We start from the raw sequence: 26,005 nt of genomic DNA on the forward strand, positions 1-26,005 counted from the left end.
ACGGCGGCGGTCCACGACACGTCCCCGGCGTGTGAGACCGGTGACGCTGCGGAGCGCTCGGCGAAGGGCGCGGTATACGACGCCGACCCCGGCTCCCCGACCGTCGGCCGTGCTGGATGCGACGGCTGCGTGTCGTGGCGTGGAGTCGCCTTCGTGTTCCGCTGTCCTGCTGCCCGGCCGCGCTCCCCGCTGTCGTGCCGTCGCCGATGTGCCCCAGCACCATGTCGTCCCGCTGACGACGCGATGTGCGGCCACCTGGTCGCGGCTCTTCTTGCGCCCGCTCCGGCCGAGGCCCGTACGCCGCAGATCCCTGCGGCGCCAGTGCCGCCGTACGGAACCGTGCGCGGCGAACTTGTCCCAGTGTGTGATTTCCCCCTCGGTCTCCACCGCGAAACTGCCGGTTGCGGGATGCTGGCGATAACGTTCGTTCACTTCCCGGGCCGAAAGGGCCCGGGACGCCTGTGCCGCTTGGCGCGATCGGTGTTCCGGAGTGATCCGGTGTGGCGAGCGGAAAACTGAGCGATATGTGTCGATGGTCAGTAGTCGGCACGGTCGACGGACGCCTGTTGGTGACAGCGGGTAGTCAATACTGGTCAATCGGTGAATCAATCGATGAAGCAATCGGTGGATCAATCGGTGGATTTCGGCCAGTCGTCGGTCGTGGTCCGGCGGCGGTCGTCGCAGGCATGTGTCGGCAGTCCTTGTCGGTGCAGGTTTGAAGTAGTCCGTTCATGGAGGCAGTGATGGGTGTGGCAGCCGGTCCGATCCGCGTGGTGGTGGCCAAGCCGGGGCTCGACGGCCACGATCGTGGGGCCAAGGTGATCGCGCGGGCGCTGCGCGACGCCGGTATGGAGGTCATCTACACCGGGCTTCATCAGACCCCGGAGCAGATCGTCGACACCGCGATCCAGGAGGACGCCGACGCGATCGGCCTGTCCATCCTGTCCGGCGCCCACAACACGCTCTTCGCGGCCGTCATCGCCCTCCTGAAGGAGCGCGAGGCCGAGGACATCAAGGTCTTCGGCGGCGGCATCATCCCCGAGGCGGACATCGCTCCCCTCAAGGAGAAGGGCGTCGCGGAGATCTTCACCCCGGGCGCGACGACGGTGTCCATCGTGGACTGGGTCCGGGCGAACGTCAGGCAGCCCGCCGGAGCGTGACCGGGCGCCTGCGCCTTCCCGGGTGCCCACGCCTGCCCGGGTGCCGGCGGGGCGCAGGGTCCTGCACCTCTGCCCGCGCGGCCACCGGGCGGGCTTGCGCCTGCCCGCGTGACTGCTGCGCCGATCGTGCCGCGCCCGCATGGCCGCCGGGTGCCCGCGCCGGCCCGCGTGACCGCCGACGTGCCGCGCCCGCGTGACCGCCGGTGTCCCTGGTGGTTCGTGCGGACGCCGGTGATCTTCGCTGTCGCCGGTGCCGGGGGTGTTCGGCGCCGGAGGGGGTCCGGCTTCGCCGGGTGACCGGTGCACGCCCCCTTCGAGCGCACGGGTTCTCCGGGGTTTCGGGCCGGACCGGGTCCTGGGTGCTTCCGGTGTTCCTGGGACAGGGGGCCCACGCGGGCCGGGCGGAACCCCCGGCGGGTTCGGGCGCCGGGCCCGTTGCCGATCGCCCGACCGGCGGCGATGCCGGGGCGGTCAGGGGGACGTGAGTTCGGCGGACATGGTCGCTCTCAGGCGCAGGGTCGTCACGAGCCGCTGGAAGGCCTCGGCCCAGTAGTCCCCGGACCCCGGTGCCGCGTGCTCCGACTCGTCGGGGACCGAGGTGAGACCTTCGAGCCGCCCTGCCTCCGCCGGGTCCAGGCAGCGCTCGGCCAGCCCCATCACCCCGCTGAAGCTCCACGGGAAGCTCCCCGCGTCCCGCGCGATGTCGAGCGCGTCCACCACCGCCCGCCCCAGTCCGCCCGCCCAGGGCACCGCGCACACCCCGAGCAGTTGGAACGCCTCGGACAGTCCGTGCGTGCCGATGAAACCGGCCACCCAGTCGGCCCGCTCCCCGGCGCTCAGGGTGGCGAGCAGCTTGGCCCGCTCGGCCAGTGACACCGCTCCCGGCCCTCCGGCCTCCGGAGCGGAGGGCGGCCCGAGGAGTGCCCTCGACCACGCGGGATCACGCTGCCGCACCGCCGCCCGGCACCAGGCCGCGTGCAGTTCCCCCTGCCAGCCGTCCGCCACGGGCAGGGCCACCACCTCTTCCGGCGAACGGCCCCCGAGCCGCTCGCCCCAGGTCGCGAGCGGTGCCGCCTCGACGAGCTGGCCCAGCCACCAGGACCGTTCGCCCCGGCGGGCCGGGGGTTTCGCCACCACCCCGTCCCGCTCCATCGCGGCGTCGCACTCGTGCGGCGCCTCGACCGTGATCACCGGGGCCTCCCGCGTGTGGTCGACGGCCACGCAGGAGGCGGCCCGGTCCGCCATCCGCGCGGCGAGCGCGGACCCCGGCAGCGCGGACAGCAGCTCGGCCGCCGTCGCCCGCACGTTGCGGCTGCGGTCCGTCAGGGCGCCTTCGAGGAACGTCTCGTCCTCGGCGGACAGCCCGGAGCGGAGGGAGTCGAGGAACATCAACCGGTCCTCGGCACGCTCGGTCGACCAGGTCGTGACGAGCAGGGCCCGTCCGGCGGCAGGGTCCTCGGCCCGTACCGCCGCCAGCAGAGCGACCCGCTCCGCGAACAGCCCTTCCTGCCACAGCCGTTGTATGTCCTCGGGCGCCTCCGGCAGTGCGGTGGCGCCGCCCGATGAGGTGCGCAGCGCGAACCGCCACTCCGGGTTCAGCCCGGCCAGCCACAGGGCCCGCGGCCCGGCGAAGGCGAGGGCGGCGGGCCGCAGGTCGGTGCGCCCGCGGGCCGCGTCGAGGAGCGCCGGAAGTGCCTGCGGGGGCGCGGCGAAACCGCGCGCGTTGGCCAGGGCCAGCCACTGGGGCAGCAGCTCGACGAGGTCGGGCGCCGCGCCCCTGCGGCCACCGCCGCCCGTTCCGGGGCGGTCCGCCAGCAGGGTGGAGAGCCTGCGGGCAGCGGCGGGGGGCAGCGGGGTCCGCGGGTCCGGTGCCGCGGGTTCCGGAAGGGCCGCCGCCCGTGCCGGCCGCACCCCGGCCCGCCGCCGCACGGTCTCCACGGCCGCCGCGTCCAGCAGCGCCACCGGAGCCTGCCGCCCGGGCTGTTGTCCGGGAAGCGCGCGCCGCTCCGTGCCGAGCAGCGCCACGGTGACGAGCTCCTCCCAGGAGCCGCCGACGGCTGCGCCCGTCGAAGCCGGTGTGGTGGTCATGAGCGTCCTTTCCGTACGGAGGTCAGCACAGCGAAATCGCCTCGCCCTCGCCCTGCGGCCATGCCGTCAGCGGAGTGAAGCCGCGGTGGCCGCACTCGCCGAAGACCGTGACCGGCGCGCCCCCGGACAGGGCGACCAGACGCCACAGTTCGGGCCGGGCCCGCGAGGAGGGGCTGAGCGGGAGGGCCGACTCGCCGTCGGCGTCGGCGAGTTGCCACGAGTCGCCGTCCGGGGCCGGGATCACCCGCTCCAGAGTGACGGGGCAGGAGTCCAGCCACGGGTCGGCTCGAAGCGCCTCTCCGTAGCGGGCGGCGGCCTGAGACGTCGTCAGGCCCTTCGGTCGGATCGCCTCGGGTGCCGGGGCGGTGAAGCGCTCGCCCAGCGCCGCCCGCGCTTGGCCGGCGCCCGGGTACGCGGACAGCTCCGCCTCGAAAGCCAGCCCCACCGGAAGCGCCAGTTCGGGTGCCCGGCCCGCCGCGCCGTAGGACAGGAGCAGGGCCGTCCGGCCGGACTCGGCGCCGTACAGCCAGATCCTGCGGGTCGTGAGCCGGGCGTCCGCCGTGTCGTACTGCGCGAGGACCAGCCAGCGGTCACGCACCGGCGGGCCGTCCGCGGAGCCGGGCAGCCCGACGCGGGAGCGGACCGTCGCGGCCAGGTCGTCCGGCAGCCGCTCGCGCCGCAGCCAGCCCTGGTCGAGCAGATGCAGCAGCGCGCACTCCTCGAGGAGCCGCACGGGCCAGCCCGGCCCCGACGACGGGATCGCCCCCAACTCGCGCACGCGCGCCGCCAGACCGGGAGCCTGCGCGTCGACCATCCGGGCGGCCGTCTCCTCCCACATCCCGTACCCCGCACGCTCGGCGGAGGCCAGTCCGCCGCGCAGCAGGTCCGCCAGCCGCTGCTCCAGCTCGGCCGCCCCCGCGGTGATCCGCTCGGCCCGGCGTTCGGCCCTGCGCCGGGCCGCCTCGGGATCACCCGGCGAGGCGGCTCCAGATCCCCCGCCCGGCGAGCTCCTGCTCTCCGCGCGCCTGCGTCTGCCCTCCAGCCACTGGGCGGCCCAGTCCGGCGCCTGCGCGGACGGCACCGCTCCGTCGGCGCCCGCCCAGAGCAGCAGCAGCCCCAGCGCGTGCTTGCACGGGAACTTCCGGCTCGGACAACTGCACTTGTAAGCCGGACCCGCCGAGTCCGCGATGTCCACGACCGTCTGATACGGCTTGCTGCCGCTTCCCCTGCACAGTCCCCATACCGTCCCCTCCTCCGTGCTGCCCGCCTCGGACCACGGTCCGGCCGCGCCGAGTTTGCTCCCCGCCTTGCGTGACGCGGCGTCAGGCGCCAGTGCCAGCACCTGATCCGCCGTCCAGCGCACCGCCTGCTGTGTCATGCGATCGAAGGTAGGACCCGCCACTGACAATCGACTCTCGCGAGCGCATTTGTGCAGGTCAGAGCGCATTGTCAGTGGCGTGGTGCACGGTGGAACCAGATCCGAACCGGCCGAGCTGGAGGGGGACCCAGGCATGTCCGTGTCCGTTGAACCGACGTCCGTCGACGCACCCGCGGGAGAGAGGGAGGCGAGCCGGCCGAGCGAGGCGCTGCGACCGCACGCCGAGCACGCCTTCGCCGCCGAACTCGCCGCGCTCGCCGCGCAGGACGACCGGCCCCGCCCCGAGCGCTGGCTGCTGTCACCCTGGGCCGTGGCCACCTATCTGCTGGGCGGCACCCTGCCGGACGGCACGGTGATCACTCCCAAATACGTGGGGCCGCGCCGCATCGTCGAGGTCGCCGTCACGACGCTCGCCACCGACCGGGCCCTGCTCCTGCTCGGTGTGCCCGGCACCGCCAAGACGTGGGTGTCCGAGCACCTGGCGGCCGCCGTCAGCGGCGATTCGACCCTGCTCGTGCAGGGCACGGCCGGCACCCCCGAGGAGGCCATCCGGTACGGCTGGAACTACGCGCAGTTGCTCGCGCACGGGCCCAGCCGGGACGCGCTCGTGCCGAGCCCCGTCATGCGGGCCATGGCCGAGGGCATGACCGCCCGGGTCGAGGAACTGACGCGTGTGCCCGCCGACGTGCAGGACAGCCTGATCACGATCCTGTCCGAGAAGACGCTGCCGATACCGGAACTGGGCCAGGAGGTGCAGGCCGTCCGCGGGTTCAACCTGATCGCCACGGCCAACGACCGCGACCGCGGGGTCAACGAACTCTCCAGCGCCCTGCGCCGCCGCTTCAACACGGTCGTGCTGCCGTTGCCGGAGAGCGCCGACGCCGAGGTCGACATCGTCTCGCGCCGGGTCGACCAGATCGGCCGCTCCCTCGACCTGCCCGCCGTGCCCGACGGCGTCGACGAGATCCGCCGTGTCGTCACCGTCTTCCGGGAGCTGCGCGACGGGATCACGGCCGACGGCCGGACGAAGCTGAAGTCGCCCAGCGGCACGCTGTCCACCGCCGAGGCGATCTCCGTCGTCACTAACGGCCTCGCTCTGGCGGCCCACTTCGGCGACGGCGTGCTGCGCGCGAGTGACGTCGCCGCCGGCATCCTCGGGGCCGTCGTGCGCGACCCGGCCGCCGACCGCGTCATCTGGCAGGAGTATCTGGAAGCGGTCGTCCGCGAGCGGGACGGCTGGAAGGACTTCTACCGCGCCTGCCGCGAGGTGAGCGCATGAGTGCCGAGCGGGAGGCCGGGCCGCCCGCTCCGGGGGACGGGGCGCTCGTGCGGGGGCCGGGGCCGTTGCTGCTCGGTGTGCGGCACCACGGACCCGGGTCGGCGCGGGCCGTGCGGTCGGCGCTGGACGCGGCGGCACCCCGGGTCGTGCTGATCGAGGGCCCGCCCGAGGCGGACGCACTCGTCCCGCTGGCCGCCGAGAAGGACATGCGGCCCCCGGTGGCGCTGCTCGCCCATGTCGTGGACGAGCCCGGTCACTCGGCCTTCTGGCCGCTGGCCGAGTTCTCACCGGAGTGGGTGGCGATCCGGTGGGCGCTGGAACACGGGGTCGAGGCGCGCTTCATCGACCTCCCGGCCTCGCACACCCTGGCCTGGGAGAAAGAGGAGGAGGGGAAAGGGACGGCCCCCGACCGGGACGGCCCGGTGAGCGCGCCCTCCGACACCACCCCGCCTGCGGCCGGGTGCCCCGGAGCCCCCGGCCCCGGAGGAGACCCGGCGGCGCCTGCGGACCACGGGACCGCTGTGGACCCCGGCGCGGCCGGAGTTCCCGGTGCCCCGGACGGTCCCGGCACCGCGCAGGCCCCCGATTCCCCGGGTGACCCCGGGCAGCCCGGTCCAGCCGGTGATTCCGGCCGGTCGGCCGACGCGTCCGCCGTGCGGATCGACCCCCTCGCCGTCCTCGCCGAGACTGCCGGCTACGACGACCCGGAGCGCTGGTGGGAGGACGTGGTCGAGCACCGGGCCGGTGCGGCGGACGACCCGTTCGCCCCGTTCACCGTGCTGGAGGAGGCCATGGGGTCGCTGCGCGAGGCGTTCGGGGTCGGCGGACACGACCGGGACCTCGTGCGCGAGGCGTACATGCGGCTCCAGATCCGGGCGGCACAGCGGGAGTTCGGGGACGACGTGGCCGTCGTGTGCGGAGCCTGGCACGTGCCCGCCCTGCGGCAGCGGGCCACGGTCGGCGCCGACCGGGCACTCCTCAAGGGGCTGCCCAAGGCCAAGGTCCAGCTCACCTGGGTGCCCTGGACACACCGCCGGCTGTCCCGCGCCAGCGGGTACGGAGCGGGCATCGACTCGCCGGGCTGGTACGGACATCTCTTCAGCGCCCCCGACCGCCCGATCGAGCGGTGGATGACCAAGGTGGCCAGGCTGCTGCGCGACGAGGACCGGGGAGTGTCGTCGGCCCACGTCATCGAGGCCGTGCGCCTGGCCGGCACCCTCGCGGCGATGCGCGGCCGCCCGCTGCCCGGACTGAGCGAGACCACCGACGCCGTCCGTGCCGTGATGTGCGAGGGCTCGGACGTCCCCCTGGACCTGGTCCGCGACCGGCTCGTGGTCGGCGAGGTGCTCGGCGAGGTGCCGGAATCCGCCCCGGCGGTGCCGTTGCAGCGGGACCTCACCCAGGCCCAGCGGCGGCTGCGGCTCAAGCCCGAGGCCCTGGAACGGGAGGTGGAGCTGGACCTGCGCAAGGAGACCGACGCCGGGCGCAGCACCCTGTTGCACCGGCTGCGGCTCCTGGGCGTCGGGTGGGGCGAGCCCGTGGCGTCCCGCGGCAGCACGGGCACCTTCCGGGAGACCTGGCGGCTCCGCTGGGAGCCGGAGCTGTCGGTGCGGGTCGCCGAGGCCGGTGTGTGGGGCACGACCGTCGTGTCCGCGGCGACGGCCAAGGCCGAGGCGGACGCCGTCGGCGCGCCGTCACTGGCGGACGTCACGGCCCTGGCCGAACGCTGCCTCCTCGCCGAGCTCGCGGACGCGCTGCCCGTGGTGATGCGGGTGCTCGCCGACCGCGCCGCCCTCGACACGGACGTGGGCCACCTCGCGCAGGCCCTTCCCGCACTCGTCCGCTCCCTGCGCTACGGCGACGTGCGCGGCACGGACACCCACGCCCTCTCCGAGGTCGCGGCCGGTCTCGCCGAACGCGTCTTCGTCGGTCTCCCGCCGGCCTGCGCCTCCCTCGACGGCGACGCCGCCGAGGAGATGCGACGCCACCTCGACGCCGTGCACGGGGCGGTGGGACTGCTGGGGGAGGCGACCTCGGGGAGCGACGGGCCCTCGGGGATCCGTGGACGCTGGCACTCCGTGCTGCGGGTGCTCGCCGCGCGGGACACCGTGCCCGGGGTGGTCAGAGGCCGGGCGGTCCGGCTGCTCCTGGACGAAGGAGAGCTGGCGCAGGAGGAGGCCGCCCGGCTCATGGGTCTCGTGCTGTCGCCGGGGACGGAACCCGCGGACGGGGCCGCGTGGATCGAGGGATTCGTCGGGGGCGGCTCCGGCGGCATGCTCCTCGTGCACGACGAGCGCCTGCTCGGGCTGGTGGACACGTGGCTGACCGGGGTGCCGGCCGACGCGTTCACCGATGTGCTGCCGCTGCTGCGCCGGACGTTCTCGGCGTACGAGACGGGAGTGCGCCGGACCCTGGGCGAGCTCGTCCGGCGCGGCCCGGCGCCCCGGGCACACGCGGAGGCCACCGGCTCCGGCTCCGGCATACCCGGTTTCGCCCCCGACCTCGACACCGCGCGCGCCGACGCCGTCCTGCCGCTGCTGAGCCTGCTGCTGGGACTCGCCGATCCGGACGCGGACACCGGTGCGCACACCGGCGAAGGAAGAGACACCGGTGGCACCGGCGAAGACACCGGCACCGGCATCAGTACCGGCGAAGACATCGACGACGATCTTGTGAGGGTGGCTCCATGAGCGAGGCGGCCTTGAGTGCCGGGGACGAGCGGCTGCGGCGCTGGCGGCTGGTGCTCGGCGGCGACGAGGCGGACGGCACCGGATGCGTGCTCTCCGGCCGGGACGCCGCCATGGACGGGGCGCTGGGCGCGCTCTACGGAAAGGGGAGCGGGGGACGGCCGGGGCGGGACCGTTCGGCGGGGCTCGGGGCCTCGGCGCCGTCGGTCGCGCGCTGGCTCGGCGACATCCGGACCTACTTCCCCTCCTCCGTCGTCCAGGTGATGCAACGGGACGCCATCGACCGGCTCGGGCTCTCCACCCTGCTCCTGGAGCCCGAGATGCTGGAGGCGGTGGAGGCCGACGTGCACCTGGTGGGCACCCTCCTCTCCCTGAACAAGGCCATGCCGGAGACGACCAAGGAGACCGCGCGGGCCGTGGTGCGCAAGGTCGTGGAGGACCTGGAGAAGCGGCTCGCCACCCGCACCCGGGCCACGCTCACCGGCGCCCTCGACCGCAGCGCCCGGATCAGCCGACCGCGCCACCACGACATCGACTGGAACCGCACGATCGCGGCCAACCTGAAGCACTACCTGCCCGAGTACCGCACGGTCGTGCCCGAGCGGCTGATCGGCTACGGGCGTGCCTCGCAGTCGGTGAAGAAGGAGGTCGTCCTCTGCATCGACCAGTCGGGGTCGATGGCGGCGTCGGTCGTCTACGCCTCCGTGTTCGGGGCGGTGCTGGCGTCGATGCGGTCCATCGCCACCCGGCTCGTCGTCTTCGACACGGCCGTCGTCGACCTCACCGACCAGCTCGACGACCCGGTCGACGTCCTCTTCGGCACCCAGCTCGGCGGCGGCACCGACATCAACCGGGCCCTCGCCTACTGCCAGTCGCAGATCACCAGACCGGCCGACACGGTCGTCGTCCTCATCAGCGACCTCTACGAAGGGGGGATCCGCAACGAGATGCTGAAGCGGGTCGCGGCCATGAAGTCGTCGGGGGTCCAGTTCGTGACACTGCTCGCGCTGTCCGACGAGGGGGCGCCCGCGTACGACCGTGAGCACGCGGCGGCGCTCGCGGCGCTCGGTGCTCCGGCGTTCGCCTGCACACCCGACCTGTTCCCCGAGGTTATGGCGGCGGCGATCGAGAAGCGGCCGCTGCCGGTCCCGGACACCAGATGAGAGTGATCCGTCCTGACCACGGATGACCGGTTCCGGGTGGTTCGGGGGACCCGGACGGCGGAAGGCCGGCGGATCCACCCGACCGGGCTCCCGGGGCCCCGCCGACCGGCCGGACTCCTTGGTGCGGCGGTGCGTCCGGGGCGCTCAGCGGCTGCTCACAGGGGCCTCACGGGGTGATCCCCGGCCAGGTGAGGGCCGGTCCGGGGCCCGTTCTGTGACAGGTATCACCGCTGTGGTGTGAGCTGCGATTTAGGGTCCCGTGCCCCACGGCGATAACCTGCGAGACGGACATGCCGCGCGCTCGGACATCGTGTGCGCCACCCTTGTGACAGCGGACGTCACGTTGCCCTTCGCGGCACGCCCACGCATCCAACGAACCGCGAGATCACTGATAGGGACGGACGCGCGTGGACCTGTTCGAGTACCAGGCGAGGGACCTCTTCGCCAAGCACGGTGTACCGGTGCTGGCCGGTGAAGTCATTGACACGCCTGAGGCAGCCCGCGAGGCGACCGAGCGTCTTGGCGGCAAGTCCGTCGTCAAGGCCCAGGTGAAGGTCGGTGGCCGTGGAAAGGCCGGTGGCGTCAAGCTCGCCGCCACCCCGGACGAGGCCGTCGCCCGCGCGACGGACATCCTCGGCATGGACATCAAGGGCCACACGGTCAACAAGGTGATGATCGCCGAGACCGCGCCCGAGATCGTCGAGGAGTACTACGTCTCGTACCTCCTCGACCGCACGAACCGCACCTTCCTCGCCATGGCGTCCGTTCAGGGCGGCGTGGAGATCGAGGTCGTCGCGGAGGAGAACCCCGACGCCCTCGCGAAGGTGCCGGTCGACGCCAACGAAGGCGTGTCGATCGAGAAGGCCCGCGAGATCGTCGCCCAGGCGAAGTTCCCGGCCGAGGTCGCCGAGCAGGTGGCCGAGATCCTGGTGACGCTGTGGGACACCTTCATCAAGGAGGACGCCCTCCTCGTCGAGGTGAACCCGCTCGCCAAGGTCGCCTCCGGCAAGGTCATCGCCCTCGACGGCAAGGTGTCGCTGGACGAGAACGCCGAGTTCCGTCAGCCCGACCACGAGGCGCTCGTCGACCACGCGGCCGCCAACCCCCTCGAGGCCGCCGCCAAGGCCAAGAACCTCAACTACGTCAAGCTCGACGGTGAGGTCGGCATCATCGGCAACGGCGCGGGTCTCGTCATGAGCACCCTCGACGTCGTCGCGTACGCCGGTGAGAACCACGGCGGCGTCAAGCCCGCCAACTTCCTCGACATCGGCGGCGGCGCCTCCGCCGCGGTCATGGCGAACGGCCTGGAGATCATCCTCGGCGACCCGGACGTCAAGTCCGTCTTCGTCAACGTCTTCGGTGGCATCACCGCCTGTGACGAGGTCGCCAACGGCATCGTCCAGGCGCTCCAGCTCCTCGCCGACAAGGGCGAGGCCGTCACCAAGCCGCTGGTCGTGCGTCTCGACGGCAACAACGCCGAGCTGGGTCGCAAGATCCTGTCGGACGCCAACCACCCGCTGGTCCAGCGCGTGGACACCATGGACGGCGCGGCCGACAAGGCCGCCGAGCTCGCGGCTGCGAAGTAAGGGACGAGGGACTAAACAGCCATGGCTATCTTCCTCAACAAGGACAGCAAGGTCATCGTCCAGGGCATGACCGGTGCCACGGGCATGAAGCACACCAAGCTCATGCTCGCGGACGGGACGAACATCGTCGGTGGCGTGAACCCGCGCAAGGCGGGCACGTCCGTCGACATCGACGGCAACGAGATCCCCGTCTTCGGCACGGTCGCCGAGGCCATGGAGAAGACCGGCGCCAACGTGTCCGTCCTCTTCGTGCCGCCGGCCTTCGCCAAGGCCGCCGTGGTCGAGGCGATCGACGCGGAGATCCCCCTCGCGGTCGTCATCACCGAGGGCATCGCCGTCCACGACTCCGCCGCCTTCTGGGCGTACGCGAAGGCCAAGGGCAACAAGACCCGCATCATCGGCCCGAACTGCCCCGGTCTCATCACCCCGGGCCAGTCCAACGCCGGCATCATCCCGGGCGACATCACGAAGCCGGGCCGCATCGGCCTGGTCTCGAAGTCCGGCACGCTGACGTACCAGATGATGTACGAGCTCCGTGACATCGGCTTCTCCTCCGCCGTCGGCATCGGTGGCGACCCGGTCATCGGCACGACGCACATCGACGCGCTCGCCGCGTTCGAGGCCGACCCCGACACCGACCTGATCGTCATGATTGGCGAGATCGGCGGCGACGCCGAGGAGCGCGCGGCCGACTTCATCAAGGCCAACGTGACGAAGCCGGTCGTCGGCTACGTCGCCGGCTTCACCGCGCCCGAGGGCAAGACCATGGGCCACGCCGGCGCCATCGTCTCCGGCTCCTCCGGTACGGCCGCCGCGAAGAAGGAGGCCCTCGAGGCCGCCGGCGTCAAGGTCGGCAAGACGCCGACCGAGACGGCCAAGCTCGCCCGCGAGATCCTCGCCGGCTGAGCCGACGCCCGACCGAACGCCGGTGGGCCCGCACCCTTTCGGGGGTGCGGGCCCACCGGCGTTTCTCGTCCCGGGCCTCAGCGGCCTCGCCCATCGGGCAGGCCTCGCCGACCTCACCGGCGTCAGCGGTTCTCCGGGATCAGCCGTTCGGGGCCGTTCATCTGCTGGGACCTCAGCCGGGCCCGCAGCTTCAGCTCCGCCGCGGACAGCGGCCCGGGGGCGGCCCGGGGCGGCAGGCCGTGGATGGTCTCCGGCGGCGCGAGAGGCTCCTCGTAGTGGTCCGGAGCGGTGCCGAGCGTCAGGGCGGTCACCCCGATCAGCAGGGCCGTGAAGGCGATGGCCGCCCGGGTCCACTGCTGGGCCCGGCGCTCGCCGTACCAGCGGACCGTGCGGGGCTTCGCCGCCCGCAGCCGCTCCGCGCTCGCGAGTTCGGTGAGCCGCCGGTGCAGTTCCTCCGGCGACGCCAGCTCCGGCAGCCGTTCGGCGACGGCCTCGCGCGCGTGCAGCACCCGGTTGGCCGCCGCTGGCGTGCTCGCCTCCGTCTCGGCCGCGGTCTCCGGCAGCCCCAGCCCCACGCCGTCGTACAGCAGCAGGGTGCGCCGGTACACCGGCGGCAGTTCCAGGAGTACGTCGAGCAGGGCGCGGTCGGCGGCGCCGGCGGGCGGCGCCTCGGGGTGACGGTAGCGGGGGCGCAGCCGGTGCCAGGGGGAGAGCGCGTACTCGTACGCCGTGGCGCGCACCCATCCGGCCGGATCCCGGTCCACGGCCACCTCGGGCCAGCGGTACCAGGCCTGCTGGAACGCCCGTTCCACGGACTCGCGGGCCAGTTCGCGCCGCCCGGTCAGCAGATACGTCTGCCGTACGAGGGCGGGGGCGCAGAACGCGTAGAGCGCGTCGAAGGCCTGAGCGGGCGTCAGCGAAGGCTCCGAGAGTCCGGCGTGCGCGTCCTCGGCGAGCCACTCCTCGGTGGGCAGCCCCTCGGTGAGCCGCCCCTCGGCCCGCTTGCGCCCGGGCCGCTCCCCGACACGGGCGGAACCTTCCTTTGCGGCTCCGGCTCCGGCCCCGGCTTCGCCGCCTGTCCCCGCGCTCACCAGCTCCGCGGCGAGGTCCTCCTGAGGGACGGTCACCTCCGGCCGGGCGGCGGGCTGATCGGCCGTGAGCAGCCTCGCGTACTCCTCCCGCATACGGCCGCGCGGGGCCGAACGGCCGGTCTCCCACGAGCGCACCGTCGACCGGCTGACGCCCAGTCGGCCGGCCACATCGGCCTGGGTCAGTGACCGTCCCTCGCGCAGACGGCGGCGCTCCTTGGGCGCCGGCAGCGGGGTGGCGGGGCTCTGTGTCATCTCAGGTTCCACAGAAAGCCCCTTCGTACGAAAAAGTACATAACTGCATATTGAGCGACACATCCAGGGTTCGCCTGTTACGACGAGAAAGCGCGTGTCGTTGGGAGCATGAGAGCCGTGACCCAAATCACCGACCGCAGGCTCTCGTTGTCGCACCTGCTCACCCGAATGCGCGACCGTTCACCCGGACTGGCCACGAGCCTCCTGGGAGGCGTCTTCGCCGCGGGGCTCGGGCTCGCCTGGTTCGCCATCCTCGTCATGGTGCTGTGGATCAGCTCGCCCTACCCGGACAGCGGGCCGGACGGGGCGCTGCACGTCGCCGCCGGGCTCTGGCTGCTCGCGCACGGCGTGGAGCTGATCCGCACCGACACACTCTCCGGACTGCCGATGCCGGTGGGGGTGACACCGCTGCTCCTGCTGGCCCTCCCGGTGTGGCTGCTGCACCGGGCCGCACGCGAGGCGGCCGACGTCACCTCGGAGTCCTCGCCGCACACGGCGTGGGCCGGGGTCGTGGCCGGCTATCTCTCCGTCGGCTGGGCCGCCGCGGCGTACGCCGCGGGCGGGACGCTGCGTCCCGCCTGGGCCTGGACGGCGATCTGTCTGCCGCTCCTCGCGGTGATCGCCGCGGGGGCGGGCGTCTGGACGGCGCACGGACGGCCGTGGGGACCGGGCCCGTTCAGGGGAAGGCGGGCCGCGAAGGCGCGTCCGCGGACAGCGGGGCGCCCGGATTCGGCCGTACGCCGTCTCGTCACCGCCGACGACCGGGTGCTCGGCGGCGCCGCGCGGGCCGCCGCGGCCGGGATCGCGGTCCTCGTCGCGGGTGGGGCCCTGCTCGTGACGGCGTCGCTCGTGTGGCACGGGGACACGGCCCGCGCCTCGTTCGTGCAGCTCACCGGCGGGTGGTCGGGTCGGTTCGCCGTCCTGCTGCTCTGTCTGGTCCTGGTGCCGAACGCGGCCGTGTGGGGGGCGGCCTACGGGCTCGGTCCGGGAGTCGTCCTGAGTGCGGGTCATGTCGCCGGTCCGCTGACCGCGGCCGTCTCGGGGGCGCACGCGCCGACCGAGCTGCTGCCCGCGTTTCCGCTGCTCGCGGCACTGCCGCAACCGGGGTCGGGCGAGCCGTCGCCCTGGCCGAGCGTGCTGGTGCCGCTGGCAGCCGGGGTGACCGTGGCGTGGTTCGTGGTGAGGGCGGGGGCCGCGCAGGGAACTCCGGGCCGGGAGGAACCCTGGCCGCTCGGGCGGACGGTGGCCGCCGTGGCGATCGCCGCCGGATGGTGCGGCGTCGCGCTCGGCCTGCTCGCCGGGCTGGCCGGGGGACCGCTCGGGGTCCGCGCCCTGGCCCACTTCGGGCCGGTGTGGTGGCAGGTGGGGCCCGCGACGGCGGTGTGGACGGCGGTCGTCGGGATTCCCGTCGCGGCGGGCGCGGCCGGATGGCGGGCCCGGGGACGCGCGGCCGCCGGGGGCGGGGGTGTCCGCCGGGCCGCGCGCGGGACCGGGCGGACTTCGTGGTCGCCGTCGCGGCTGCGTGCCTGGATGCCGGGGCGCCGGGGCACCTCGGCCCTGCCGCTGCCGACGCCGGTTCCGCACCAGGGGATGGTGTCCATGTCCGGTCAGGCCGACCCCGCGGTGCCGTCGGCCGTGGACAGCTTCGATCCGTACGAGGCGTACGACCCGTACGACTCCTACGACCCCTTCGAGCCGTACGACCCGCTGCCCGGGGAGCCCACGGGAGGCGGCCGGCACGCGGACGCGTCGAGGGAGGCCCGATGGGAGGCACTGAAGAAGGCGGGTGGGACTCCCGTCGGGTCTCCGGAGCAGGGACCGGAGGACGGTGGCGCGGACCGCCGGGACCGGCCGGAGGACCCGGAGGGTCCCGGAGACCGACCGGAAGGTCCCGGAGACCTGGGGGACTTGGCGGACGACGGGAGTGCAGACTCGCAGGACCCCGCCTCGGACACCCCGGGGAACGGCTCGGCCCGCTGAACCGGGACGGCACCGCTGCCCGGGGCGGCCCGGGCAGCGGGACCGGCGTCAGTCGTGGGTGCCCAGGATGCCGCGCAGGTCCTTCGGAAGGAGGTCGTTGCAGGACTTCTTCGCGGCGGTCGTCAGGGCGTCGTTCGTGCAGGAGTAGTAGTCGCTGTAGACGAGGTGGGCGGTGAAGACCCCGGCGACCAGCACGATGGCCAGCGACGCGGTGACGATGCCGCTCACCGCGGCGGTCATCTGCGGGCGGACGTTCGGATCGGGGGCCGGGGCGTCGGGGTCCGGAGTACGCGACCTGGACCGCAGGGCGCTGCCGCCCCAGTACAGGGCGAGCGCGCCGAGCAGCAGTGCCACGTACGGCCAGCCGAAGAGGACGAAGAAGAACGCCCACATGCCAGAGAGCAGTGCGTAACGGGCGCGGCGCTGGGCCGGGTCCGTGGGGTCCCAGCGCATGCCTCCGCCGGGGGTCCCGCCGGGACCGCCCTCGGGGCCGCCCTGGCCCTGCGGGGCGCCCGGCCGGTCGCCGAAGCCGCCGCCGCTGGAGGGACCGGGCTGCCGGTCGCTCCACTGGCTGCCCCAGGGCGAGTGCCCGGAGCCCTGCCGGCCGTCCCCGTCGTTCTCGCCGGAGCCCTGACCGTGCCGGCGCGGCTGCCAGGGCCGGTCGGGTGTCCCCTCCGGCGGCGGCGCGAACGGGTTGTCCTCCTGGCCGGAGGTCCGGCCGGACGGGGGAGTGCCGGGCTCGTCGGGTTCGCGCTCGCCCGAGGGGCCGCCGCTTCCGCCCGAGCCGCCGCCGTTCCCGTCCGCGGAGCCGGGCCCGCCGGTGGAGCCGTCCTCGCCCGGCCTCGGCGGGGTGGACGAAGAGCGCCGCTCGCGCAGCAGGAGCGGAGGGAGTCGGAGACTGCGGTCCGGCATCAGGTGAGCGTCTTCCCCTTGGTGGTTCGGGCAGGCGGTGGGTCCACACATCATCGCGCTCGCGACGTGCGCCCCGGGCCGTTCCTCCCGGGCTGACGCCTCGGGCCGGTCCGCCCCGGACCCACGCCCCGAGCTTCGCACTCCGGGCTCGCGCCCCGAGTTTCGTGCCCCGGACGCGTGTTCCGGACATCGCCGGAACCCGTGCCGCAGGTGGTGCCGGGGTCATGCCCCGGACGTTCGTTCTCGTCCCAGGTCAACGTCCCGCGCGCACAGGGCGTTCCCCGTGCCGGAGGCGTTCCCGGGTGGATCCTCCCCAGACGCTACCTTCCGGCCTCGCCCCCGTCCCGTGGGGGCCGCCCGGTGTGCCGGTATCGTTGCTGACGGTCGGCCGCTTCGTAGACTTCCCCGTATCCCGGGGCGCGAAGCATTCGTACGACCGTACAAACGCTCCCCCGAGAAAGGGCCCCCTCGTGGCCAAGACCAAGCGCCTCGTCGTGCTGGTCTCCGGATCAGGTACGAATCTGCAGGCACTGCTCGACGCCGTCGCGGAAGCGGGCGCGGCGGCCTACGGGGCCGAGATCGTGGCCGTCGGTGCCGACCGGGACGGCATCGAGGGGCTCGCGCGGGCCGAGCGTGCGGGGCTCCCGACCTTCGTGTGCAAGGTCAAGGACCACGCAGGCCGGGACGACTGGGACCGGGCGCTCGCCGAGGCGACCGCCGCGTACGAGCCCGATCTCGTCGTGTCCGCCGGGTTCATGAAGATCGTGGGGAAGGAATTCCTCGCCCGCTTCGGCGGACGCTTCGTCAACACCCACCCCGCGCTGCTGCCCAGTTTTCCCGGAGCCCACGGCGTCCGTGACGCGCTCGCGTACGGAGCCCGGGTCACCGGCTGCACCGTCCACTTCGTCGACGACGGCGTCGACACCGGACCGATCATCGCCCAGGGCGTGGTCGAGGTCCGCAACGAGGACGACGAGAGCGCTCTGCACGAGCGCATCAAGGAAGTCGAGCGAAGACTGCTCGTCGATGTCGTGGGGCGGCTCGCCCGCAACGGCTATCGCATTGAGGGACGAAAGGTAGTTATCCAGTGACCGCCGACAGCACAGTCACGGCCGAGAGCACCGAGGGCACCAAGCGGGTCATCCGGCGCGCGCTCGTCAGCGTGTACGACAAGACCGGTCTCGAAGAGCTGGCCCGTGGGCTGCACGCCGCCGGCGTCGAGCTCGTCTCCACCGGCTCCACCGCCGCGAAGATCGCCGCGGCCGGTGTGCCCGTCACCAAGGTGGAGGAGCTGACCGGCTTCCCCGAGTGCCTGGACGGCCGGGTCAAGACCCTGCACCCCAAGGTCCACGCCGGGATCCTCGCCGACCTGCGCCTGGAGAGCCACCGGCAGCAGCTCGCCGAGCTCGGCGTCGAGCCGTTCGACCTCGTCGTCGTGAACCTCTACCCGTTCAAGGAGACCGTCGCGTCCGGGGCCACCCCCGACGAGTGCGTCGAGCAGATCGACATCGGCGGTCCCTCGATGGTCCGCGCGGCGGCCAAGAACCACCCCTCCGTCGCCGTTGTCACCAGCCCCGGCCGCTACGACGACGTCCTCGACGCCGTCCGGAGCGGCGGCTTCGACCTGCGCACCCGCAAGCGGCTCGCCGCCGAGGCCTTCCAGCACACGGCCGCGTACGACGTCGCCGTGGCCTCCTGGTTCGCCTCCTCGTACGCGCCCGTCGACGACTCGCAGTTCCCCGACTTCCTGGGTGCCACCTGGGAGCGCTCGCACACCCTGCGCTACGGCGAGAACCCGCACCAGCCCGCCGCCCTCTACACGTCCGGCACGGGTGGCCTCGCCGAGGCCGAGCAGCTCCACGGCAAGGAGATGTCGTACAACAACTACACGGACACGGACGCCGCACGCCGTGCCGCGTACGACCACGAGGACCCCTGCGTCGCGATCATCAAGCACGCCAACCCGTGCGGGATCGCCGTCGCGTCGAACGTCGCCGAGGCGCACCGCAAGGCGCACGCCTGTGACCCGCTGTCCGCGTTCGGCGGTGTGATCGCGGTCAACCGCCCGGTCACCAAGGAGATGGCCGAGCAGGTCGCGGAGATCTTCACCGAGGTCATCGTCGCGCCCGAGTACGAGGACGGCGCCCTCGAAGCCCTCACCAAGAAGAAGAACATCCGCGTGCTGCGGGCCCACCAGGCCCCTGCCGCCCCCGTCGAGATCAAGCCCGTCGACGGCGGCGCGCTGCTCCAGGTCACCGACCGGCTCCAGGCCGCCGGCGACAACCCGGCGAGCTGGACGCTGGCGACCGGCGACGCCCTGAGCGAGGGCGAGCTCGACGAGCTGGCCTTCGCGTGGCGTGCCTGCCGCGCCGTGAAGTCCAACGCGATCCTGCTCGCCAAGGACGGCGCCTCGGTCGGCGTCGGCATGGGCCAGGTCAACCGTGTCGACTCCGCGAAGCTCGCGGTCGAGCGGGCCGGCGCCGAGCGCGCCCGCGGCTCCTACGCCGCCTCGGACGCGTTCTTCCCGTTCCCCGACGGCCTGGAGATCCTCGCCGACGCGGGCGTCAAGGCCGTGGTCCAGCCCGGCGGCTCCGTCCGTGACGAGCTGGTCGTGGAGGCCGCGAAGAAGGCCGGCATCACGATGTACTTCACCGGGACGCGGCACTTCTTCCACTGATCGCCGCGGTCGGGTCGGCCCGGCGGTCGGGTTCGTCCTGGCGGTCGGGTTCGGTTCCGTGGATGACGCGAGGGCCGTGTCCCCCCTGACAAGGGTGGGACACGGCCCTCGGTGCGTACCGGACCGCTCAGTAGCGGGGGCGGTTGAACCACGCGGCGCCCGACGGAGCGATCATCGCCGCCGCCATCACACCGCCGAAGCCGATCCACAGCAGCGCGAACACCAGCGACGCGGAGGAGCCGACGTCCGCCGCGTTGATCAGGCCGAGGAAGCCCAGCAGGGAGCCCAGGATGCCGTACACCATGGTGGTGATCCGGATGCCCTGGCCGCCTCTGGTGAACTTGACCCCCAGCGTGATCGACAGGCCCGCGAGGCCCAGGAAGATCAGCGCGAACACGAAGATGATGCCGGCGGAGGCGTGGCCGATGTCGGACAGGCCGTTGTTGCCGAAGGTGTCCTCGCCCGCGTTGGACGCGTCGTTGATCGTCGCGGCGCCGAAGATGGCGAAGATGCCGATCAGGATCTGCACGCCCGCCACGATGTAGAGCAGTACGCGCGCGGTGACCATCAGGCCCGGCATGGTCTGCGGCATCATGTTGCCGCCCGGGTAGCCGGGGTACGCGGGCTGCTGCGGGTAGCCGTAGCCCTGCGGGGGGACGCTCGGCGGGGCCTGCGGGTACCCGTATCCGGGGGCACCCGGCGGGGCGGCGGGAGGCTGCTGCGGCGGCGGGCCGTAGGGGTTGTTCGGGTCGCCGAAACTCATGGCGGGGTTCCTCCGTTGCCTCTTGCGGGGACTACGCGCGGCACGGTTCGGAGGAATTTCTACAGAGCGGTCCGTCCCCCCGGTACTGCCCGCGACACTGTGTGTGCTCATCGTTCTTTAGCAGACTCTTACTTGTCCAGCGAACTTCCCTATGTGTTGTGCAAGTGCAACATCGGTGATCATGGCCGGAATCGGGGGAATCGGGTGGTCTGGGGTCGTCGGGGGGTGGCCGAGACGGCGTGGGGAAGCGGTGGGGGGCCGCGGAAAGGCTGGTGCGGGGGCCGTCTCGGGGGCCGGTGCGGCCCCGGATTGGAACCTGGACCGCGTCATCCGGGAGGATGGGGGCCATGACCGCCCAGATTCTCGATGGCAAGGCCACCGCAGCCGCGATCAAGTCCGACCTGACCGTCCGCGTGGCGGCCCTGAAGGAGAAGGGCGTCACGCCCGGCCTCGGGACTGTCCTGGTCGGGGACGACCCCGGAAGCCAGAAGTACGTCGCCGGCAAGCACCGCGACTGCGCCCAGGTCGGCATCGCCTCCATCCAGCGCGAACTGCCCGCCACCGCCACGCAGGAAGAGATCGAGGCGGTGGTCCGCGAGCTGAACGAGGACCCCGCCTGCACCGGCTACATCGTCCAACTGCCGCTCCCCAAGGGCATCGACGAGAACCGCATCCTGGAACTCATGGACCCGGACAAGGACGCGGACGGCCTGCACCCGATGAACCTCGGGCGTCTCGTCCTCAACGAGCCCGCCCCGCTGCCCTGCACCCCCAACGGCGTTCTCACCCTCCTGCGCCGCTACGGCGTGGAGATCAAGGGTGCCGAGGTCGTGGTCGTCGGTCGCGGTGTGACCATCGGGCGTCCGATGCCGCTGCTGCTGACGCGGCGCAGCGAGAACGCCACCGTCACCCAGTGCCACACCGGCACCCGTGACCTCTCCGCGCACCTCAAGCGCGCCGACATCATCATCGCGGCCGCCGGCTCCGCGCACCTCGTCCGCGCCGAGGACGTGAAGCCCGGCGCCGCCGTCCTCGACGTCGGTGTCTCGCGCAGCGCCGAGGGCAAGATCGTCGGAGACGTCCACCCGGACGTCGCCGAGGTCGCCGCCTGGATCTCTCCCAACCCGGGCGGTGTCGGGCCGATGACGCGGGCCCAGCTCCTCGTCAACGTGGTGGAAGCGGCGGAGCGCAGTGTCGGCTGACGGCAACACCCACGAGTCCGGGGCCGGCGCGGGGCGCGGTGGCCTGGGGGCCGCCGCCGTGCGGTCCGGGGCCGAGAAGGAGACCGAGGTCGACGCCGTGTCGAAGACTGACGCCGGGGCCGGGGCTGTCGCTGAGGCCCGGTCTGAGGGCGGGGCTGAGGTCGAGGCCGAGGTTCGGCACGATGTCGAGGCCGAGACCGAGACCGAGGCCGAGGCTGCGGCTGAGGGTGGGGCCGGGGGTTCCGATGAGATGAGCGTCCGCGACGCCATCAGCGCTCCCGACGCCCAGGGCGAGCCGCGGCGCACCACGCGGCGCTTCCCGCTCTTCACCCGGGACACGGCTCGGCCCGAGGGCGGTGGCCGGGCCGCGCCCGGAGACGCCCCGGCGCCCGCGCGTCAGTGGCCCATCCTCACCGTGCTGTCCGCCGTCGCGCTCGGTCTGCTGCTCACCGCGCTCGACGTGTTCCGCGTCGGCACGATCCTGATCGGTGCCGCGCTGCTCGCGGGTGCCGTGATGCGGTGGATGCTGCCCAGCGTCGGCATGCTCGCGGTCCGGTCCCGCTTCACGGACATGGTCACCTACAGCGTCCTGGGCGTGGCCATCGTGGTGCTCGCGCTGATGGCGCAGCCCAACCCGGTGCTGGAGATCCCGTTCCTGGACGACACCCTGCACTTCACGGTTCGCTGAACCGCGGTCGGCCCGTCCTCTCCTTCGGGGAGGGCGGGCTCTGTCGTTCCCGGGAATGACGACGGCCCGTCCTCTCCCCCGAGTCAAGGACGGGCCGCGCTCGGGCGGTTGTTCCGCCCGGGGTCAACCCTTGTGCACGAGAACGCGCTGTTCAACAGCTCTCGGCCGCCTGTGGCACGGAAGTGACCATTCCGGCACGGTGTGCGTGCCGTATGACGGCGGTCGTTCAACTTGCTTGCCGCGGCCGGTGGGTGGGGGCGGGTTCTGTCCGGTGGGTGGGTCGGGGCCGTGCCGGTGCATCAGCCCGTCGCCGTTGGGCGGAGATGTGGCCGTCGGTGGCGACGGCCATTGATGTACCGGCACGGCCCCTTGCGCCGGATCCCGGCTGCGGGTCCAGGGTCCAGACGGTTCCAACCCCGGCCCGCCGAAGCTTTCAGCTCCGGCCGGCGAAATTTTCAGCCCCTCCGGCGTTTGAGGAGCGGGGTCTGGGGCGGAGCCCCAGGTTTGGGTCGGGTAGGGGCGGAGGGGGCGAAAGACGGCTGTGGGCTGGGGCGGAGAAAACTTTGGGATGGGGGGATTGAGTTGGTTCCGAGGGGGCAGGCGATCCCTACCCCCACGGGATCCGGCGCTGTCGGGAAGGGGGGAGATCCCTTCCCGGAGCACCTGGTACCCCCTTTGGCGGTCGCCGAGTTCACCCTCTCCCGGACCCGGCGACCGCCTGCCCGGGGGATCCGCGACGCATCTGTGGGGTGGGCCACACGCACCCTGACGTCCGGCGTCCCGGATGCGCGATAGCCTGACGGCGGATCTCTCTTGACGCCGAGAGATCGATCATCGGAACCCTTGATCGATCATTGCGGTGGTTGCAGGGGACGATCCTGCACCCGGGGCAGGGACGCCCCACCGCCTGCTGTCATACGGAGAACGCCATGACTCGCACTCCCGTGAACGTCACCGTCACCGGCGCGGCCGGCCAGATCGGTTACGCCCTGCTCTTCCGCATCGCCTCCGGCCAGTTGCTCGGCGCGGACGTTCCGGTCAAGCTGCGCCTCCTGGAGATCACGCCGGCGCTGAAGGCCGCCGAGGGCACCGCGATGGAGCTCGACGACTGCGCCTTCCCGCTTCTTCAGGGCATCGACATCACGGACGACCCGAACGTCGCCTTCGACGGCACCAACGTCGGTCTGCTCGTCGGCGCCCGCCCCCGTACCAAGGGCATGGAGCGCGGCGACCTGCTCGAGGCCAACGGCGGCATCTTCAAGCCGCAGGGCAAGGCCATCAACGACAACGCCGCGGACGACGTCAAGATCCTGGTCGTCGGCAACCCCGCGAACACCAACGCGCTGATCGCCCAGGCCGCCGCTCCGGACGTACCCGGCGAGCGCTTCACCGCCATGACCCGTCTGGACCACAACCGCGCGCTGACCCAGCTCGCGAAGAAGACGGGCACCACGGTCGCCGACATCAAGCGTCTGACCATCTGGGGCAACCACTCCGCCACCCAGTACCCGGACATCTTCCACGCCTCGGTCGCCGGCAAGAACGCCGCCGAGGTCGTCAACGACGAGAAGTGGCTGGCGGAGGAGTTCATCCCGACCGTCGCCAAGCGTGGTGCGGCGATCATCGAGGCCCGTGGCGCGTCCTCGGCCGCCTCGGCCGCCAACGCCGCCATCGACCACGTCCACACGTGGGTCAACGGCACCGCCGAGGGCGACTGGACCTCCATGGGTATCCCGTCCGACGGTTCCTACGGTGTGCCGGAGGGCCTCATCTCCTCCTTCCCCGTCACCACCAAGGACGGCCGGTACGAGATCGTCCAGGGCCTGGACATCAACGAGTTCTCCCGCACCCGCATCGAGGCCTCCGTCAAGGAGCTCGAGGAGGAGCGCGAGGCGGTTCGTTCCCTCGGCCTGATCTGATCCCGATCGGTCTGATCCGATCGCGAGCGATCTGATCCGGCCGACCTGATCCGACGTAGTGCGCGGCTTCGCCCGGGTGGTCATCACCACCCGGGCATCGCTGTGTTCGGGGCGTGGGGCTTCGTGCGATGCCCGTCCTTGTGCGGAGGGCGTTGAGCGTACGGAAAGTACGTAGCGAACGTATGTGCTTTGTCGCCATAAAAGTGGGTGCCGATGGCGGAATCCTCACTATCGTCGTTACGGAGCGGGGGGTGGCGGGATGGCACAGCGATGGGACGCGGAGCGTCGGCAGTGGGTCGAGGACGGTACGGGGCCGACGGACGGTGGGGTTCAGGACGGCGTGGACGCCGGCGGGGTGCCGCCGGCCGGGGATCAGCAGTGGTGGGCGGCGGCCACTCAGGCGGGTCCGCTGCGGCCGGATTCCTATCCGCCCGCGGGCTCCGCGCCACCGCAGCCGCCCCAACCGCCGCATCAGCAGCAATGGGCCCACTCCCAGCAGCAGGCCCAGGCGGCCTGGTCGCACCAGCAGTCGCAGCCGCAGACCTGGCCGGGCGGTGTCGTGCCGCCTCCGGGTGGTGGCCGTCCCGGTGGGTCCGGTGACGCGCGGCGGCTCCTGCTGGTGATCGTGGCCGTGGCCGTCCTTGCGGGCGGTGTGGGCGGCGGGCTGTGGGCGGTGACCCGGGGCGACTCGGCGAAGCATCCGGAGGCGCACTCGTCCGGACCCTCGGTCTCGGTCACGCCGTCCCAGCCCGGCGTGACCCCGGGCACCTCGAACGGCTCGGGCGGGGAGGGCACGTACACCGCCCCGGCCGTGACCACCGCCCCGGCGCCCGCACCCGGGTACAGCCGTTCGGTCGATCCGCTCGGCTACACCGTGGACGTGCCGGCCGGCTGGGCCCGCGAGGAGACGCAGGGCAAGCTGGCGCCCGTCGTGACCTACACGGCACCCGGAGGCGATCGACGGCTCATGGTGTTCCAGGTCAAGGAGGCCACCGTGACGGACTCCTCGGCGCAGGCCCAGTCCATCGCGGAGGGGTTCCGGGGCTACCAGTACCTGGACCGGCGGTCCGGCGCCGACTGGACGGAGTTCAGCTACCGCTACGACAGCAAGCAGTACGGGGCGACGCAGACCGTCGATCACCGTTTCCAGGCCGCCGACGGCACGCCGTACGCCATCATCGTGTACTCGCCCCCGGGCACGGACATGTCCGAGCAGCTCACGACGGCCGTGAACTCCTTCTGTCCCACCGGGTTCTCCTGCGCGAACGGCACCTGAGGGCGTGACCGTCGCTAGCGCGGGGGTGGTTGCCCCTCCCTCGCGCCGCGCAGTCGCTTCTCGAACCAGTGCGCCGCGTACACGTTGTCGTCGTAGCGCGGGATCTCGATGTACCCGCACGCCCGGTACATCTCCTGGGCCTCGACGAGCGCGGCGTGCGTGTCGAGTCGTACGACGGTGAACCCGCGCTCCACGGCCCGCTGTTCGAGCCCGTCGAGGAGGCGGCGTCCGAGACCGAGCCTGCGGGCCCCGGGGTCCACCCACACATGGCGGATCTCGCCCGCCCCGGGGCCGAGGCGGCGCAGGGCGCCGCAGCCCACGGGGCGGCCCTCCTCGTAGGCCACGAGGAAGGCGCCCGCCTCGCCCGACACCTCGTCGGGGCGGACGAGCGTCGCGGGGTCGAAGCCCTCGGGGAACCGCGCGTCGATGTCGGCCGCGTACGCGTCGAGGCAGGCGCGGGCGTCGGGGGAGGCGCCGTCGACCGTCTCGACGGTGATCGCGGCGAGCCGGAGCAGCCGGTGCGCGGTGCCCAGGGCCCTGGTCAGTTCCGTCCGCCGCCGGGCGTCCAGGCCGCCGAGCAGTCCCGCGGCGAGCGCGTCGGCCAGCCGGTTCTGCTCCTTGATCTCCGCCTGCCCGGCGGCCGTGAGCTCGGCGATCCGCAGCCTGCTGTCACCGGGATGGACGCTCACCCGGACGAGGCCCTGACGCTCCAGGGCCCGCACCATCCGGCTCAAGTACCCTGCGTCCAGGCCGAGTCGGGCCCGCAGTTCGCGCAGGGAGGCTCCCGTCCCGCCGATCTCGAACAGCAGCCGGGCCTCTCCGAGCGGGCGGTCCTGGCCGAGGTAGTGGTCGTCGAGGGCTCCGATGCGCCGCGTGAAGTAGCGGTTGAACCGCCGCAGCGTCTTCACCTGCTCCGCCGGCACGGGGGGCGCCGGGGTGGCGACCGTCGGCGCGGGGGCCGTCGGTTCTTCGTCCGCTGGCATGGGCTTCATCTTCCT

The 26,005-nt window shown here is 72.8% G+C and carries 19 protein-coding genes; 13 read left to right on the top strand and 6 right to left on the bottom strand.

The features are described from left to right. The first annotated feature begins 743 nt into the window (after positions 1–743). On the top strand, positions 744–1,160 hold the full coding sequence (locus ACFRIC_RS32290; protein WP_037626795.1) for a cobalamin B12-binding domain-containing protein: 417 nt from the start codon (positions 744–746) through the stop codon (positions 1,158–1,160). Between the two features lie 471 nt (positions 1,161–1,631). Here ACFRIC_RS32290 and ACFRIC_RS32295 read toward each other — a convergent pair whose 3' ends face one another. Continuing rightward, positions 1,632–3,248, bottom strand: a complete 1,617-nt coding sequence (locus ACFRIC_RS32295) for a DUF5691 domain-containing protein (protein ID WP_382793151.1) — start codon at positions 3,246–3,248, stop codon at positions 1,632–1,634. Between the two features lie 22 nt (positions 3,249–3,270). Next, a complete protein-coding gene (locus ACFRIC_RS32300) occupies positions 3,271–4,626 on the bottom strand; it encodes an SWIM zinc finger family protein (RefSeq protein ID WP_382793154.1) in 1,356 nt (451 codons plus the stop codon). Positions 4,627–4,759: 133 nt separating this feature from the next. On the opposite strand from ACFRIC_RS32300, the gene ACFRIC_RS32305 reads away from it, so the two are divergent. From ACFRIC_RS32305 to sucD, 5 genes are all read left to right on the top strand, one after another. Next, positions 4,760–5,905 carry an AAA family ATPase gene (locus ACFRIC_RS32305; RefSeq protein ID WP_382793157.1) on the top strand — a complete coding sequence of 382 codons (1,146 nt, stop codon included), beginning with the start codon at positions 4,760–4,762 and terminating at the stop codon, positions 5,903–5,905. Further along, positions 5,902–8,595: a DUF5682 family protein gene (locus ACFRIC_RS32310; RefSeq protein WP_382793159.1), complete on the top strand. Its 2,694-nt coding sequence runs from the start codon at positions 5,902–5,904 to the stop codon at positions 8,593–8,595. Before ACFRIC_RS32305 ends, ACFRIC_RS32310 begins: the two co-directional genes overlap by 4 nt. Next, positions 8,592–9,755 (top strand): VWA domain-containing protein, encoded by a 1,164-nt coding sequence (locus ACFRIC_RS32315; RefSeq protein ID WP_382793161.1) that lies wholly within the window; start codon positions 8,592–8,594, stop codon positions 9,753–9,755. Before ACFRIC_RS32310 ends, ACFRIC_RS32315 begins: the two co-directional genes overlap by 4 nt. Positions 9,756–10,162: 407 nt before the next feature. Continuing rightward, positions 10,163–11,341, top strand: coding sequence for an ADP-forming succinate--CoA ligase subunit beta (gene sucC / locus ACFRIC_RS32320; protein WP_365870771.1), 1,179 nt, complete (start codon positions 10,163–10,165; stop codon positions 11,339–11,341). 21 nt (positions 11,342–11,362) lie between these two features. After that, positions 11,363–12,247: a succinate--CoA ligase subunit alpha gene (gene sucD / locus ACFRIC_RS32325; RefSeq protein WP_382793164.1), complete on the top strand. Its 885-nt coding sequence runs from the start codon at positions 11,363–11,365 to the stop codon at positions 12,245–12,247. A 122-nt stretch (positions 12,248–12,369) separates the two neighbouring features. On the opposite strand, the gene ACFRIC_RS32330 is transcribed toward sucD, so the two are convergent. Further along, positions 12,370–13,590, bottom strand: a complete 1,221-nt coding sequence (locus ACFRIC_RS32330; protein WP_382793167.1) for a helix-turn-helix domain-containing protein — start codon at positions 13,588–13,590, stop codon at positions 12,370–12,372. A 108-nt stretch (positions 13,591–13,698) separates the two neighbouring features. On the opposite strand from ACFRIC_RS32330, the gene ACFRIC_RS32335 reads away from it, so the two are divergent. Then, on the top strand, positions 13,699–15,570 hold the full coding sequence (locus ACFRIC_RS32335; RefSeq protein WP_382793170.1) for a DUF6350 family protein: 1,872 nt from the start codon (positions 13,699–13,701) through the stop codon (positions 15,568–15,570). A 48-nt stretch (positions 15,571–15,618) separates the two neighbouring features. Here the strand turns inward: ACFRIC_RS32335 and ACFRIC_RS32340 are convergent, their stop codons facing one another. Continuing rightward, the gene (locus ACFRIC_RS32340; protein WP_382793172.1) at positions 15,619–16,482 is read right to left on the bottom strand and encodes a hypothetical protein; all 864 of its coding nucleotides are present in this window, start codon (positions 16,480–16,482) and stop codon (positions 15,619–15,621) included. A 470-nt stretch (positions 16,483–16,952) separates the two neighbouring features. Here ACFRIC_RS32340 and purN point away from each other — a divergent pair, with 470 nt between their 5' ends. Then, positions 16,953–17,573 (top strand): phosphoribosylglycinamide formyltransferase, encoded by a 621-nt coding sequence (purN, locus tag ACFRIC_RS32345; protein ID WP_382793174.1) that lies wholly within the window; start codon positions 16,953–16,955, stop codon positions 17,571–17,573. Then, positions 17,570–19,159, top strand: coding sequence for a bifunctional phosphoribosylaminoimidazolecarboxamide formyltransferase/IMP cyclohydrolase (gene purH / locus ACFRIC_RS32350; RefSeq protein WP_382793177.1), 1,590 nt, complete (start codon positions 17,570–17,572; stop codon positions 19,157–19,159). The genes purN and purH overlap by 4 nt, the downstream gene beginning before the upstream one ends. Before the next feature lie 127 nt (positions 19,160–19,286). Here purH and ACFRIC_RS32355 read toward each other — a convergent pair whose 3' ends face one another. Then, positions 19,287–19,922 carry a hypothetical protein gene (locus tag ACFRIC_RS32355; protein WP_382793180.1) on the bottom strand — a complete coding sequence of 212 codons (636 nt, stop codon included), beginning with the start codon at positions 19,920–19,922 and terminating at the stop codon, positions 19,287–19,289. 347 nt (positions 19,923–20,269) lie between these two features. On the opposite strand from ACFRIC_RS32355, the gene ACFRIC_RS32360 reads away from it, so the two are divergent. The 4 genes from ACFRIC_RS32360 to ACFRIC_RS32375 all read left to right on the top strand — a co-directional run bounded on the left by ACFRIC_RS32360 (position 20,270) and on the right by ACFRIC_RS32375 (position 25,007). Continuing rightward, positions 20,270–21,124 carry a bifunctional methylenetetrahydrofolate dehydrogenase/methenyltetrahydrofolate cyclohydrolase gene (locus tag ACFRIC_RS32360; protein WP_037626775.1) on the top strand — a complete coding sequence of 285 codons (855 nt, stop codon included), beginning with the start codon at positions 20,270–20,272 and terminating at the stop codon, positions 21,122–21,124. 250 nt (positions 21,125–21,374) lie between these two features. Next, the gene (locus ACFRIC_RS32365; protein WP_382793183.1) at positions 21,375–21,812 is read left to right on the top strand and encodes a DUF3017 domain-containing protein; all 438 of its coding nucleotides are present in this window, start codon (positions 21,375–21,377) and stop codon (positions 21,810–21,812) included. Between the two features lie 929 nt (positions 21,813–22,741). Beyond that, entirely contained in the window at positions 22,742–23,731 is a 990-nt protein-coding gene (locus tag ACFRIC_RS32370) for a malate dehydrogenase (RefSeq protein WP_382793186.1), read from the top strand. Between the two features lie 259 nt (positions 23,732–23,990). Continuing rightward, positions 23,991–25,007, top strand: a complete 1,017-nt coding sequence (locus ACFRIC_RS32375) for a hypothetical protein (RefSeq protein WP_382793188.1) — start codon at positions 23,991–23,993, stop codon at positions 25,005–25,007. A 14-nt stretch (positions 25,008–25,021) separates the two neighbouring features. Here the strand turns inward: ACFRIC_RS32375 and ACFRIC_RS32380 are convergent, their stop codons facing one another. Next, positions 25,022–25,990, bottom strand: a complete 969-nt coding sequence (locus tag ACFRIC_RS32380; RefSeq protein ID WP_382793190.1) for a GNAT family N-acetyltransferase — start codon at positions 25,988–25,990, stop codon at positions 25,022–25,024. Between the last annotated feature and the right edge of the window lie 15 nt (positions 25,991–26,005).

The sequence above is a fragment of the Streptomyces sp. NPDC056738 genome (assembly GCF_042790435.1).
Classification (GTDB): Bacteria; Actinomycetota; Actinomycetes; order Streptomycetales; family Streptomycetaceae; genus Streptomyces.